Origin of the sequence: Streptococcus sp. FDAARGOS_520, assembly GCF_003812685.1 — a bacterium.
In the GTDB taxonomy this organism is placed as follows: Bacteria; Bacillota; Bacilli; order Lactobacillales; family Streptococcaceae; genus Streptococcus; species Streptococcus agalactiae.
The window spans coordinates 172,131-187,161 of sequence record NZ_CP033810.1; the positions used below are offsets into that span (position 1 = coordinate 172,131).

A 15,031-nucleotide genomic window follows, 5' to 3' on the forward strand; every position below is an offset into this window, starting at 1 on the left:
GCTAAATCTAAAAAGATTTAGCTTTAAATTTCAATATAGCGACGAATACCGGAATAACTCTTGTATGAAATCCACTGATGACCATCTACTACTAACACTTGATCATAATGTATTTTTTCACCCTTTTGAAAATTAAATTCCACTGGACTTGATACTTTAGGTTGACTTTTCACATCTACAGTTTTAGTAAATGTATAGGTACCTGTTTTAGGTAAGTTGGGATAACTAGTCGGTTTAGTCGCCTCATCTTTCGCTTTTTCACTACTTGTAGTTAGCTTTTTCACAGGAATATAGCGACGAACACCACTATAAGATTTGTAAGAAATCCACTGGTAACCATCTGCTGTCAATACTTGATCATAATTTATTTTGTCACCTTTTTCTAAAGTAAATTGGGTCTGACTTGATATTTTAGCTTCATTTTTTACTTCAGTACTTCCGATAATATTATAAACACCAGTCTTTGCTAAACCATTTTCAATAGGTTCTTGAGAAGAATTAGTTCCAGCTACTGTCACTTTAGTTCCTGTTACACCTACAAGTGTCCCACTAGCTTCTTGGTAGTATAAATGAATATTATAAAGACCCTTCTCATTCTTATGGTCAGCAAATGATACAGCTACTTTGTAGTTGCCATCCCCAGTAGTTACAGCTGTATACCATTTAATATCATCTTGCCCTCCTTGTTCAGTCCAAACCGGTACCTTAACAGCAGCGATACCGTTATCATCTTTAATATTCGTAATTAAAATATCAAAACCTGTAGTTGTTTCGTTAGAAATAGTCAGTCTACCAGTTTTAGTAATACGGGCTTGTGGTTGAGGAGACACTTTTTCTTTATCTTCAGTTTTTTCTACTGAAGATGCTTTACCTAGCAAAACAAAACGACGAACACCATTGAATGATTTATAAGATAACCACTGATTTCCTTCAATAGTTAGTATTTGGTCGTAAAAAATTCTGTCTCCTTTGTCCAATGTAAATTGAGTTGGACTCGCTACCTTAGCTTCATTTTTTACTTCTACTTTATGTGAAAATGTATAATTTCCTTGCGTTGCTATTTTCTCTTGATTATTGCTTCCTGAATTTGTTACAGGAGTAGGTGCTTTAGTCTCTGAACCTCCTGATGGATCTAGTGACTCAATAGCTGCGTATCGACGTACGCCACAAAAAGACTTATATGAAATCCATTTCACATTATCTTTATTAAATACTTGGTCATAGAAAACTTTATCACCTTTCTTTGCATAGAAAGCTACTGGGGCTGATTTTGAAGGTGTATTTTTCACCTCGGTTTCTTTGCTATAAACATAATTCCCTTGTTCAGGTAATGTTTTTTCCACCATTGGCTTTGTCTCTACTAAAGGAGTAGTAATGTCCTTTGTTGCCGTATTTTGACTATTTACAACTTTATCAGACGCTTGAACACTATCATTATTGGAAGTAATCACACTTGACGCACTTGTCTCATTGGAAGAATTATTAGCATCCACACTAGTGCCTGTCTGATTATTAACTTGAACCGATGTAGTTTGATCCGCAAAAACAGGACTTGTGACCATTATGAATGACCCTAAAATTACTGATGCTAAACCAAATTTATATTTACGTAGAGAGTAAGATTGCTTAGTATCATTTACTTGTCCTTTTTTCATCATAAACACCTACTTCCTTATTTATTTACACTACTATTATAATATCCTTTTTGTAACATGTCAACATATTTTAGAAATATCTGTAATACAAATGTAATATTTTATGCTGTAAATACTTCTCGAAAAAAATACCCAACTCTTATTATTCTTAGTATAACAAAATCATTATCATTAAGCATATCAAAAAACCGGGCACTATTCTCCCGGTTGATTATTATTTTATGCTAAGTACATTTTCTTTAGTGTGAATTAATTGTGTGATTAATCGACAGTAAGGTGTATCAATGCCTAGGTTTTCACCTTTTTTATTCACTGCGCCATTTAAGAAATCAATTTCAGTTAAGCGCTGATTTTGAACTAAGTCTTGATGCATTGAAGGGTAATGATGGGCTGCTTTAACAGATGTATCCATAACGTACTTTGTTATTTCTTCTTCATCAAGCTCTACACCTTCTGCTTTTCCAACAGTAACAAATTCATGGATAATTTCATGTACCATATTTACGCCGTCTTCACTAGCAAAGAGTTGACCAATTGTACAATCTAGCAAGGCGCAAGTTGAATTCATCGTTCCGTTAACACAAGCTTTTCTCCAAATATTTGGCAAAACATTTTCGTCATAAGTAGCCTGTAATTTTGCTTCATTAAGCAATTCAGTAACGCGATGACCTGCTTCTTGATTGTTAGGATCGATACTTTGAAGATTTACAGAACCAACTCCTTCCAGATGAGCATGCCCTGGTCCTTTCAACCCTGCAGTCCAAACTGTTACTCCCATCAAAATATTGTGTTCAGGGATATATTGACGAATGACATCTTCATGTCCTAATCCATTTAAAAGACATAAGACCTTTGTTTTCTTACCAATAATTTTTTTAATATCTTGAAGCATATTTGGCAACTGCATTGCTTTAGTAAACAAAATAATTAAATCTGCTTCTTCTGTCGCATCAGTTGGCTTCATGATAGGAAGTTTAACAAGGTCCTCTGTATCACCTGTTACCTTCAAGCCATTTTCTTTAATAGCCATAATATGGTCTGCCCAATTATCAAGTAAAATAACATCATGATTTGTTTTAGAAATTTGATATCCAAAACGACATCCCATAGCGCCTGAACCAGCAATATAAACTAACATACAACCTCCAAATTAATTTTGACCTTCAAAAACGAAAATATCGTCTTTATAAAGTTTCAGAATGTCTTTACAAATTTTGTGTGATACAAAACCTACTGCAAAAGGAATAACGAGCCAAGATAAGATAACAATCAACATACTTGCTCCTGCTTCAAATGAAGCAATCGGACCTACTGCACCAACAAGCCCAAAACCAGACGAAGCTGGTGTCCCCACCAATTTAAACAATGGGACTGTTAGAGAACTTACTGTAGCAGTCATAAGCATTGGAATCGCCATTACTGGATGCTTTAGGAAATTTGGCATCATCATCTTCATTGCACCTAAAGCAATAGCAATTGGAACTCCAGACTTATTAGCCTTCATCGTTGCCCAAACTAGCACTGCTGTTGTTGAAGCAACTCCCATTGAAGCTGCACTTGCTGACATACCATTAAGACCAATCGCTAGACCAATCGCTACTGTTGAAATAGGACTTACAATAAGCATTGAAAAAGCCATCGCAATTAGAATTGACATCGCAATTGGTTGTAAAGTAGTAAAAGAATTAATTCCTTGACCAATAAGTGTTGTCACATATGAAACGTAAGGGAGTAATTTCCATCCTAAATAGCCTACGCCTGTACCTATGATAATAGGTAACAAGATAATGGTTAGGGAACCAAATTTATTACCAAACCACTTAACTGCTAAAACTGCTAAAGCTGCTGTTAGCATCATATTGATGAGATCACCAATCCCACGCAATTGGAAACTACCAGTAGCAACTCCTTTTTGAATAACTTCTGTGTAAGCCCACGCACCAGAACCAATATATGCAGCACCTCCAACAGCAAGCTGTTGCATTGGGGTGAATTTAAACTGTTGACCAATCAAAAATCCTGCCATAATTGGTGTGAAAAATTGGAATACCTGCACGATGTGTAAGAACTCTGCAGCAAGTCCGTAAGATAAAAATGGTTTCAAAAAAGTGGCTAGGATAGCATTTGGGATGAGTGCTACAACGATTGCAGTTGCTGTCCCACCTAACACTTTATTGATAAAAGAACCAGCCGTCTCTTTTGGTGTTACCGTATTTGTCATAAAATACCTCGCTTCATTTATTTAATATCATTCATAACGACAAAGTTAATTATATCACAAAATAAATAGGAAGCTTTGTTATTTTTTTAACAATATATATAATCCTTTTTTATAAACTTATCAGTTTTATTTATAGTTATTTTATCAATGATGTTGAATGGACTACACGGTTATCTCGATCAGGATAAATATAATTGATAGCTTGGTTTATAGCGACTGGTGCTTCCCCATATCCTGTTGCAATCAATTCTACCTTTCCTGGATAATTAGCAGCATCTCCAATAGCATACACGCCTTCTTGAGTCGTCTCAAAAAGTGAAGAAACATTGATACTAGACCGTTTATAATCCAAATTCCAATAACGTAAATTTTTATTAGAAGTAGAAAAGCCAAAACTAACAATCAAGTTGTCTAAAGGTAATTCAATTACTTCATCACCTTTAACTTTTTGAACGACCAAGCTGCTAACTCTCTGACTATCTCCATTTAAACCAATTGGGACATAAGGGGTTAAAATTCTAACACCTGATGCCTTTAGTATATCCACACTATGCTCATGCGCTCTAAAAGCATCTCTACGATGAACAATCGCTACACTAGCTGCAATCTTATCTAATTCATTGGCCCAATCAACAGCTGAGTCGCCTCCACCACAAATAACAACATGTTTACCTGCAAACTGTTCTAACTTTGTAACGTTATAGAATAAATTATTATCTGCATAATTTTCTTCATTTTCCAAACCTAGTAAACGCGGAGCAAAAGCACCGTTGCCACAAGCAAAAACAATAGCACGTGACAAATGTTGATCTTTATCTGTTTGAATTGTGAAAACATCATCTACTTTTTCAAATGATAAAACTTCTTCTTTTAAACAGATTTCAATAGAATCTTTAAATCTCTCTAATTGTTCAATATGTTTATCAATTAATTCACGTCCAGTAATCACCGGATAACCAGGAATATCATAGATTTTTTTCTCAGGATAAAGGATAGCTGGCTGGCCTCCTAATTCCGAAAGGCTTTCAATAATTTTAACGGATACTCCGCGTAGTCCAGCATAAAAAGCAGCAAAGAGACCTACTGGTCCGCCTCCTACAATAGTGATATCATAAATTGTTTTGTTCATTTACTGTATCTGTTCTTTCTATTTCTGTTTTAATTTTCTCTAAGATAAGTCTCTCTTCATCCGTCATTGCATAATTTTCTAACAAGTCTGGTCGACGTTCTAGTGTTTTTCGCAAACTTTGTTCTAAACGCCATTTTCGGATATTTTCATGATGACCACTCATGAGAACATCAGGAACTGTCATGCCTAAATAATCATATGGGCGCGTATACTGAGGATATTCTAATAGGCCCGATGAAAATGAATCATCCTGATGACTTGTTTCTTTACCTATAACTTCTGGAATCAGACGAACGGTAGCATCGACCATTGTCATAGCCGCCAATTCTCCTCCCGTAAGAACAAAATCTCCCAAAGATACTTCGTCTGTTACTAATGATTTTATACGTTCATCATAACCTTCATAGTGACCACAAATAAAAATTAATTCATCTTCTTTGGATAGTTCTTCTGCAAAATCCTGATCAAATGTTCTGCCCGCTGGGTCTAGCAAAATAACACGTGCTTTTTGAGCATCTATTTTATCAATTGTATCAAAAATAGGTTGAGCACGTAAAAGCATCCCTTGCCCCCCACCGTAAGGCTCATCATCAACATGTCGAGACTTCTCAGCATTTTCTCTGAAATTGTGATAATTAATTTCAAGAAGTCCTCTTTCTTTTGCCTTACCAACTATAGAATGTTCCAGAGGGGCAAACATTTCAGGAAATAAAGTTAAAATATCAATCTTCATCATCTAAACCTTCCATCAATTCAACTTGAACACGCTGATTAGAAAGGTCCACTTCTAATACTACTGGCGGGATATAGGGTAATAAAAGATCACGTTTTCCATGACGTTCCACAACCCAAACGTCATTTGCTCCTGGTTGTAAAATTTCTTTGATTTTTCCAATCAGCTCTTCCCCTTCATAGACATCTAAGCCAATAATTTCATGATAATAAAATTCACCATCTTTAAGGTCGCTCAGTTGATCCTCTGCCACCTTCAGTGTGAAACCTTTATATTTTTCAATATCATTAATATGATACATTCCTTTGAATTTTATAATGTCAAAATTCTTCTGCTTACGATGACTAGCAATTTCAATATCCATAACAAACTGATTCTTTTCATCGAATAAAGCTAACACTTGACCTTTTTTAAAGCGTTCTTCTACAAAGTCAGTCACGCTTAATACACGCATTTCGCCTTGTAATCCTTGTGTATTGACAATTTTTCCAACGTTAAAGTATTCCATAGTAACTCCGATATTTTTGAAAATAAAAGAAAAACCAGCCGCTAAAATGCAACTGGCCACGATAGTCCGTACGGGATTCGAACCCGTGTTACCGCCGTGAAAAGGCGGTGTCTTAACCCCTTGACCAACGGACCATGTGAAACTGGGGTAGCTGGATTCGAACCAACGCATGAGGGAGTCAAAGTCCCTTGCCTTACCGCTTGGCTATACCCCAAAAGACAAAATCTAGTATATCGAAATTCTAGATTACTGTCAATATCTTTTCGAATTAAATTTTAAATTTCGATTTTATCCCTTTTAATAAAGCTCATATAGAGTCTATCAAAGTATTTTATGTTTCATTTTTGAAATATATTCAAAAACTTTTTGGTCCCTTTTTTCGATAATAGCTTGTAAAAGTAGTTCATGGTACTGCTTATTATTCATCCCAATTTCTAATATATCTTGTATAGCCACACCTGAGTCATTTTTTAAAGAAGATATATAGCGTCTCTCAGCAATAATGATATCTGCTTTTTTTAGTAATTTTTCATCTATCTGAGTCGTTTGATAGTTTACAAAAAAGAATTCCGCTATCTTAGATGTAAAATATTGGTTTAACATTACTTGATAGGTTTGTAATCTAATATTACTAGATGAAATTACATATACAGAAAGAGGAGCTAAGAAAGTCTCTATTAAGTTAGATAATTGCATTGTTAGTAGCACTGTCTCATGTTTTGAAAAAGTTAAATTCCCTCCTTTAAGGTTAAAAATATCAGCCAGACCTTTATCTAATAGGTGATATAAATCCTTAGAATAGCTCAGCCTTGATGTATTTAAAAAATAAAAATCAGGAATAAAATAATAACAATAACAAATAAAATGTCTCAAAAAATAGGCATTAATATCTTTAAAATGCTGCGAGTCAATAAATTCTCTACCCAATAATCGACCACAAAAATTCTTAAAGGCTTTAGACTTTGATATCTTATAAGAAGCAAAAATAAATTCTTCGTTGATATTGATATCATCTCGATTGCTAAATAGAGGACCATCACTAATACAAAACACTAAATATAGATAATCAAGTAAACCTTCATTCAACTCTATACCAAGATGTATAGCAATACTCTTTTGAGCTGCTTTGGATAACTCCATGTAGAGAATAGATTTTTTTAGTTGATTAAAGGATTCTGTTTGAGGAATTTCTACTTTATATTCTTTTCTTTTCCAAACTAAATTCACCAAAATATAAAAATAGTAATATTCTTCAGATAAGTCTTTAAGGTCGTAGTCACACCCTTTAAAATTCGAGTATTCAATAAAATCCCTTATCATTACCTCACTTGTAGCATCAAAAGGATAAATAATAAAACCAAAATGATACTGTAACAAAGCAATCAGCAGCCTAATCTGATATTCTGGACCTGTCACTTTATTTTTTTGTATTGATAACTTAACACTCTCCAAATAAAGTTTACAGTTTTTCTTTATTCGGTAGGCACTTGCGACGGATATGAATTTCTTAGCCGTGAATTCAGAAAAACTGACATTTTGAGGAGCAATAAAATATGCCAAAAACTGTAACGTATTAGACTCTCGATAAATGGTATGCAAAGTCTCTAGCTTAGAAAGTGTTTCGTAATGGAACAATACCATTGTTCTACTTTTGACAACAAGGTAGAAATCAGAATAAAGTATTTGTAGTTCCGAAATAAGACCTTGTAAAATCTTTTCACTCAAAGCATATTCTGTTTTAAAGTGATCAAGGTTAATTTCTCCATCATCAAGTAAGGCGGTCATCAGGTATGCTTTCAGTTTTATTTTTTCTTCGAGAAAATCAAATAGCAATATCTTATCCTCCTTAATAAAAAATCAGAAAATTCCCTTTCACATCCATTATATTCTAAAAGACTAAAAAACTCACAATTTTTGTGTAGATATAACAAAAAAGACAGGAAGTTCCTATCTTTTAGAATAAATTATTCTTTCTCATCAATGATGAGTCTTACTTTTTTCCCTTGTGTTGGTACCGAATAGACAATCGACCTTATCGCTGTAATTGTACGACCCTTTTTGCCGATAACACGACCGATGTCTTGGGTATCTAAATCAAGATGGTACTCTAAAAATTCTGGGCCATCCTGAATTTTTATGGTTAACTGATCTGGTTGTGAAATCAAAGGTTTCACAATAGCAATAATGAGATTTTCAATGGTATCCATAAGCTTTTATTATTTTGAGAATTTTTGATCGTGGAATTTAGTCATAACTCCAGCTTTTGAAAGAAGGTTACGAACTGTATCTGAAGGTTGTGCACCTTTTGATAACCATTCAAGAACACGTTCTTCTTTGATTGTAACTTGGTTTTCTGCAACTAATGGGTTGTATGTTCCAACAGTTTCAATAAAACGTCCGTCACGTGGTGCACGTGAATCTGCAACATTGATACGGTAGAAAGGTTTCTTCTTAGAACCCATACGAGTTAAACGGATTTTTACTGCCATTTTTAAATAGTCTCTTTTCTTTTTCTTTATATTTGGTCGTTGATAGCTTAACTAACAACTTTACCTTACTAAGTATAACATAAATACAAACTCTGTCAAGAAAAAATCTTGACAGAGTACATGTTTTTTTATTCATATCGTAAAGCATCAATTGGGTTTAATTTGCTGGCTTTATTAGCAGGTAATAAACCAAATATAATTCCAATAAATGCTGAGAAAATTAAACTGCCTATAGCCACGTTAAGTGACACAGAAGGAGTAATCTTATCTTGCGCATTAGCAATTAACATCGTACCTCCATAGGCTAGTAATAACCCAATTAATCCACCCAAAATCGTTAAGACCATTGATTCAATTAAAAATTGAGCTAAAATTTTACGTCGAGTTGCCCCAAGGGCTTTACGAAGGCCAATTTCTCTCGTGCGCTCAGTTACAGAGACTAACATAATATTCATCACTCCGATACCACCAACTAGGAGAGAAATTGCTGCAATCGCTCCAATAACACCTGTCATAATACCAACTTGGGTATTGATAGATTTAACTATAGATGTCATGTCAAAATTATCATAGTACCCATCCTTAGCATGACTAATGTCTGTTAAACGTTTGCCTATTTCTTTACCAATGCGATTGGATTGCGATACATCATTAAGATGAAAATATATGTTTTCTGCTTCTTTAGCACCAAACTCCGAAGCTAACTGTGTATTGGTTAAAATAGCATTCCCATCAGAATTACTTCCATATAAGCCTGAACCAGCTTCTGGATCCGAATAAACCCCCACTACTAAGTAAGATTTATTTTTTACAGTCACCACCTTATTTAACGCTGCTTCATTTGTCTGGAATAATCTCTGAGCTAATTTTTCTTCTAGTAAAATAACTCTCGAGAATTGGTTATAATCCTCCTCTTGGAATTGACGACCACTTTTAATTTTGAACTTTTTGATACCAAGGTAAGTGCGGTTAATTCCTGTTATATTAACCGTCTTTGCCTTTTTTTCAAGGTAAGCTACTGGAGCATTTGTTTGATTGGTTACATAGTAGCCACTAACACCATCTACTTCCTTAGCAATCTTTTTTAACCATGATTCTTGAATAATTGGTTCCTTACGGTTGGTATCACTACCTTGCATGAAAGCCCCTTGAGCTCCAAAGTTATCCTCATTTTTTTGGTCTTCTTTTGTTTTATAATAAATCTGAAGGTTCTTCTGAGACTTTGTAATCTCATTTGTAACCGAATCTTTCATGCCCTTACCTAAGGCCATAATTAACACAACTGATGCAACCCCAATGATGATCCCTAACATGGTCAGAAAAGCACGCATCTTGTGCCCTAGAATCGATGATAGGGCAAACTTCCAATTTTCCATAATCGAATCTCCCCTTAATCAATTCTAATACTATCAGTAGTATCTGCTGTAATTTCGCCATCACGAATAACAATTTTACGAGTCGCATAATCGGCGATTTCTGGTTCATGAGTTACCATGATAATGGTTTTACCTTCTTGATTTAATTCCGTTAGGAACTGCATAATTTGCTCACCCGTCTTTGTATCCAAGGCACCAGTCGGCTCATCTGCTAGAATAATAGATGGGCTATTCACCAAAGCACGCGCGATTGCTACACGTTGCTTCTGTCCCCCAGATAATTCTGTTGGCAGATGGTTCATACGCTCTCTTAATTCAACTTTATCTAAAAATTGTTTTGCTAAATTTTTACGCTTTTTAGGAGGTACACCCGCATAAATTAAGGGTAATTCAACATTTTGTAAAGCCGTTAGTTTAGATAACAAGAAAAATTGTTGAAAGACAAAACCAATTTCCTTATTTCGAACTTGAGCTAATTTTGTTTGACTTAGTTCTTCGACACGTTTACCATTTAAACTATAATCTCCTGAAGTTGGAGAATCCAACAAGCCAATAATATTCATTAGTGTGGATTTCCCTGAACCAGATGGCCCCATGATTGCAAGAAATTCACCTTCATAAACCGTCAAATCAATGTTCTTTAAGACTTGAAGTTTTTGATCCCCATTTTGATAACTTTTAACAATCTGATGCAATCTAATCAGTTCTTTTCGATTAGTTGTCACGATTATTTCACCTCTGATTTCTTATTAGAGTTAAGATCGATTGATTCAATATTATCAATTTTTTGCCCATCCTTGAAGGTTTTACTTGGATTAGTAACCACGATTTGTCCTGCTTTCAAACCTGATAAAATTTCTTGTGTCTTAGCATCAGCTTTACCAATTTTGACTTCAACTTTGGAAATTTTACGATTAGAATCATTGTATACCCAAACAAAGTGTTTATTATCTTTGTTTATCACAGAACTTGTAGGGACAATAAGGTGCTTATCTCCATTAACTACTTCAACTGATACGGTAAAACCTTGTTTTAATGCATCGAGAGGGCTAGTAATATCTACTTTATATTTATAATTTACAGCACTAGAGCCGTTATTAGAGTCATTGTTGTTTGCTTCTGCTTCTGGATAATTTGAGATATATGAAATTTTACCTTCCCATTCCTTGTCAGGATAGACCTTAGATTTTATTTTAACAGCCTGGTCTTTTTTAACATTAGCCAAATCATACTCACTCATCGTTCCTTGTACTTGGAGTTTACCTTCAGTTGCTACATGGACAAGTACTTGACTAGTTTTTGAAGCTGGATCAATATCACTATTAACTTCAACAACTGTCCCTGATACGTCACTTGTAATAACAGTATCATTCAATGCTTTTTGTGCTTTATTTACTTCTGCCTGTGCATCTGCATAAGCATCATTCAAATCTTGAAGTTGTTGGTTGTATGAAGCATTAGCTTGACTTTGATAATTTTGCTGTAGACGATTCGTCGCACCACTAGTCGATTGAGTCCCTTGTCCTTGTGATGATGAAGAAGATTGATCACTTGATTCCATAGCTGGAAGACTTCCTGTTGTCTTTAGATTATTAATCTGACGCGCTACTTTATTTAATTGACGATTAGCAGTGTCGTAGGCTGCTTGTGCAGTTGTTGTATCATATTGAACTAACTGCTGACCAGCTGTGATTTTATCACCCACTTTAACTGTGACAGTTGCTCGATTACCTTTATTAGCATCAAAATACACATACTGTTCTTGATTAGCCTTAGCTTTTCCTGTCAAAAGAGTTGAGGACGAAACACTTCCTTCTCTAACATTAAAAACTTTGTAGTTAGTTTTTACTGCACTCTTATTAGGTTGAGATTGTACCCATAAAAAGCCACCTATTACTACAATTAGTGCCACTGAGAGCCCTGATATAATTGCTCCTTTTTTACTAATTCCTAAATTTTGTCGTTTACTCATGTCCATCTCCTGTTTGTATTATTAATATAGAACAAGTGTATTATTTTTAAATAATATTGTCAAGAAAATTCTTTAAAAATAATATTTTTACTCATTAAGTATACTATTTTGCTCATAGAAAGAACTTACAAAATTGAAAGTACTTTACTTTTTACCACAAATAAAAGCTGAGATATAGATCTCAGCTTTTATTAAGAATTGCTAAATAGACTGACAAGAGATAGAAAAATTTTTCATTTTTGAAAACATGTCTGCTTGACTTTCTCCCAATAAATACACTTCTTCCACCTCTTCTATACCCATAATTGTTAATATGGTCTCAATACCTATAGTGTCAAAAATTATAGATGTATCATTTAATTGTTCTATGAGGAGAGGTTGATTGGTAACAATTAATAATTCTAAATGAGTTTGTTTGATTTGCTTAATTAACTCATTTAATTTTACTAGGGAATAACCCTTGTCTACCATTATCAAAGCCTTTTGACAACCGCTAGAAATGTAGTCTGAATGCCAATCATAGCTTCGAAAATACTGAATTTGATGGCCAGTTAGAACACCAGAACTTTGTTCGACTTGCTTCAGAACAGGTGCGACACTATGTTTTTTTCGATATTCTAACATGTCTATCAAAGAGATTTGCCAACTACTAGCAATATAGTCATCCGAAAAACCATACCTTTTAGCTTCCTTATAAATATCTACATTATATTGGCTTTTATTCAGGTTTTCATACAACTCTACAATATGTAAACATTTATCTAAGTAAAAAGGGTTGATTTTAGTAACTGAGGATAAATCATACAAATCAAAGCCACGTCTAAAAGCCTCCAAAAGATAAGCTAGACGATTTTCTTTTTTCTGAATCAAAGCAAACATCAAATCTTCCTCGCTAATATCACTCAGAAATGGAAAATGATCATGACTGCTAGCCTCGAGTAAATTTAAAAATAATTGCTCTATATTACGAGCAAAAAAGATATAGTCAACTTTTTCAAAACTAAAAGATACGGTAGCTACATAGTCTAATTGCGGCTCTAAAAAGGCAGAGGTATTTGGGTAATAAGAATGCTTCAGTTGACTAAAAGTATATCCCACTGTCAATTTAGTTGCTATCTCTAAAACAGGATAGGTCGTAATAGTCTCAAATAAAATGCTTTGATGAGACAAACCAGATGATAAACTAATTATATGATAATCCAAACTGTTCAAATCTATTAAGAAACTAAAGTAACATACTCCAATAATGTTTGCTTTTCGACACACATCAAATGCAACATCTCGAATTGTTTGCCTAGCAGCATCGGATAAAGTTTGACTTGGTACAATCGCTAGAGACTTACCAGTTGTTTTATTAGATTCAATATATTCTAAATCAGAGACATATAAACAATTATTCAAAGAGTCTCTCATTACTAAACAATCTACTTGCACAAAGTCTTGATTATTGTCTATTGCCTGAACACTTTTTTCTGATAAATTATCGCTGATATACTGCCTTGAATAATGACTCTGCCACGCTAAAAACTCTTGAAATAGCTCATGATTTTTATCTAAGCAAAGGGGGTAAATCAAACTATCTTCATGTGTATTTATATACCCCACAAGCGTCTCAAGATTTTCAAATTGTGCATCATAATGGTGAATCACATGGTTTAGCTCCTTCGAGATAAGAATACTAACAGGTCTATCCCTTTTAGATAACCTCTCAACAGTTGATCTAATTAAATCGTCATATTCTTTCATTTTCTGTCCGAAAATAATAAGCAAAATAGGCTGTTTATCCTTTGTATTTAGCATATACGCACCTCCTTATTAATCAGCTCACCGACTGACTTTAAATAATACCTTATGTTTAAGCGCGTGATCCAATCATTTCTAAAAATTCATCAAAAAAATAGGTCACATCATGAGGGCCTGGAGCAGCCTCTGGGTAAAATTGCACGGACATCACTGGAAATGAGCGGTGCCTTAGAGCAACAATCTCTTGATCATTCAAACCTTCGTGTGTTACCAGTAAATCATGCGGAAGATTTAGCCGGTTAACGGTAAAATGATTAAACTGACTAACTGTTTCTAAACGACCCGTAGCAATATCTCTCATGGGATAATTTGGCCCCTTCTTAGCAACTGGGAGTCTCATAATTTCTGCACCATTTGCCATGGCAATTAATTGGTGCCCCAAACCAATACCTAACATAGGAACAGATTTTTGTAATTCTTTAATAGTGTTTAAGATTTCCTGAAGCTTTTCTGGATTCCCCGGACCATTAGATAATATGATACCTTCTGGGTATAGATTTTTAATACCTTCTAAAGACGTATTGTAGGGAATGACAGTCACGTCACACTGACGTTTAGACAATTCTCTCAAAATAGAATGTTTAAGACCAAAATCAAGTACAACAATATTTCGACCGCTAGCAGGCGACGGATAAGCTGTTTTTGTCGAAACTTGTTCCACATTATTTGTCGGTAATACTGTCGCTATTAATTGATCCTGTAAATGTGATAAAACATCACCTGCTTCTGCTAAAGTAGCTTTTACAAATCCTTTTTCTTTAATAACTTGCATCAAATACCTTGTATCGACCCCCGACATTGCAGGAACCTTTTTCATTTTCAAAAATTCATCTAGATTCATCTTGCTAGTATCGCTACTTACACATCTGGAATACTCTGCAACAACAACTCCTAAACAAGTGGGAATAATGGCTTCAGAGTAACTGCGATGAATACCATAATTTCCTATTAGCGGTGAGGTAAAAACTAAAATTTTTCCATTATGTGAAGGATTCGTTATTATTTCCTGATAGCCGGTATTCCCCGTACAAAAAACTAATTCGCCAGTTACATCAAGAGATGAACCAAAGGATAGTCCTTCAAAAACCGTACCATCCTCTAGAATTAACAATTTTTTTGCCATTGTGGTTCTTCCCCTTCTATAA

Annotated in this window: 14 protein-coding genes and 2 tRNA genes; all 16 read right to left on the minus strand. The window is 34.5% G+C overall.

Annotated features, from left to right (window positions below; genetic code table 11):
* Positions 1 to 23 precede the first annotated feature (23 nt).
* Complete coding sequence (locus EGX96_RS00840; RefSeq protein ID WP_000976031.1) at positions 24 to 1,658, minus strand: SH3 domain-containing protein; 1,635 nt, start codon at positions 1,656 to 1,658, stop codon at positions 24 to 26.
* Positions 1,659 to 1,869: 211 nt separating this feature from the next.
* Positions 1,870 to 2,793, minus strand: a complete 924-nt coding sequence (locus EGX96_RS00845) for a 2-dehydropantoate 2-reductase (protein ID WP_000964162.1) — start codon at positions 2,791 to 2,793, stop codon at positions 1,870 to 1,872.
* A gap of 12 nt (positions 2,794 to 2,805) precedes the next feature.
* Positions 2,806 to 3,876: a PTS sugar transporter subunit IIC gene (locus tag EGX96_RS00850; protein ID WP_000185920.1), complete on the minus strand. Its 1,071-nt coding sequence runs from the start codon at positions 3,874 to 3,876 to the stop codon at positions 2,806 to 2,808.
* A gap of 136 nt (positions 3,877 to 4,012) precedes the next feature.
* Positions 4,013 to 5,005 carry an NAD(P)/FAD-dependent oxidoreductase gene (locus EGX96_RS00855; protein ID WP_001044158.1) on the minus strand — a complete coding sequence of 331 codons (993 nt, stop codon included), beginning with the start codon at positions 5,003 to 5,005 and terminating at the stop codon, positions 4,013 to 4,015.
* The gene (gene trmD, locus EGX96_RS00860) at positions 4,986 to 5,741 is read right to left on the minus strand and encodes a tRNA (guanosine(37)-N1)-methyltransferase TrmD (RefSeq protein WP_000975542.1); all 756 of its coding nucleotides are present in this window, start codon (positions 5,739 to 5,741) and stop codon (positions 4,986 to 4,988) included. Before trmD ends, EGX96_RS00855 begins: the two co-directional genes overlap by 20 nt.
* Entirely contained in the window at positions 5,728 to 6,246 is a 519-nt protein-coding gene (rimM, locus tag EGX96_RS00865; RefSeq protein ID WP_000455620.1) for a ribosome maturation factor RimM, read from the minus strand. The genes trmD and rimM overlap by 14 nt, the downstream gene beginning before the upstream one ends.
* A gap of 62 nt (positions 6,247 to 6,308) precedes the next feature.
* A tRNA-Glu gene (locus tag EGX96_RS00870) sits at positions 6,309 to 6,380 on the minus strand.
* An 8-nt stretch (positions 6,381 to 6,388) separates the two neighbouring features.
* Positions 6,389 to 6,460 (minus strand) — tRNA-Gln (locus tag EGX96_RS00875).
* A gap of 107 nt (positions 6,461 to 6,567) precedes the next feature.
* The gene (locus tag EGX96_RS00880; protein WP_000895685.1) at positions 6,568 to 8,079 is read right to left on the minus strand and encodes a M protein trans-acting positive regulator PRD domain-containing protein; all 1,512 of its coding nucleotides are present in this window, start codon (positions 8,077 to 8,079) and stop codon (positions 6,568 to 6,570) included.
* 131 nt (positions 8,080 to 8,210) lie between these two features.
* The gene (locus tag EGX96_RS00885; RefSeq protein ID WP_000379626.1) at positions 8,211 to 8,453 is read right to left on the minus strand and encodes a KH domain-containing protein; all 243 of its coding nucleotides are present in this window, start codon (positions 8,451 to 8,453) and stop codon (positions 8,211 to 8,213) included.
* A gap of 9 nt (positions 8,454 to 8,462) precedes the next feature.
* Complete coding sequence (gene rpsP / locus EGX96_RS00890; RefSeq protein WP_000268757.1) at positions 8,463 to 8,735, minus strand: 30S ribosomal protein S16; 273 nt, start codon at positions 8,733 to 8,735, stop codon at positions 8,463 to 8,465.
* Positions 8,736 to 8,863: 128 nt separating this feature from the next.
* Positions 8,864 to 10,111 (minus strand): ABC transporter permease, encoded by a 1,248-nt coding sequence (locus EGX96_RS00895; RefSeq protein ID WP_000432854.1) that lies wholly within the window; start codon positions 10,109 to 10,111, stop codon positions 8,864 to 8,866.
* 14 nt (positions 10,112 to 10,125) lie between these two features.
* Positions 10,126 to 10,836, minus strand: coding sequence for an ABC transporter ATP-binding protein (locus tag EGX96_RS00900; RefSeq protein ID WP_000210674.1), 711 nt, complete (start codon positions 10,834 to 10,836; stop codon positions 10,126 to 10,128).
* A gap of 2 nt (positions 10,837 to 10,838) precedes the next feature.
* The gene (locus tag EGX96_RS00905) at positions 10,839 to 12,083 is read right to left on the minus strand and encodes an efflux RND transporter periplasmic adaptor subunit (protein ID WP_000044620.1); all 1,245 of its coding nucleotides are present in this window, start codon (positions 12,081 to 12,083) and stop codon (positions 10,839 to 10,841) included.
* Between the two features lie 201 nt (positions 12,084 to 12,284).
* Positions 12,285 to 13,883: an ATP-binding protein gene (locus EGX96_RS00910; protein ID WP_001865330.1), complete on the minus strand. Its 1,599-nt coding sequence runs from the start codon at positions 13,881 to 13,883 to the stop codon at positions 12,285 to 12,287.
* 55 nt (positions 13,884 to 13,938) lie between these two features.
* The gene (locus EGX96_RS00915; RefSeq protein ID WP_001085243.1) at positions 13,939 to 15,009 is read right to left on the minus strand and encodes a carbamoyl phosphate synthase small subunit; all 1,071 of its coding nucleotides are present in this window, start codon (positions 15,007 to 15,009) and stop codon (positions 13,939 to 13,941) included.
* Between the last annotated feature and the right edge of the window lie 22 nt (positions 15,010 to 15,031).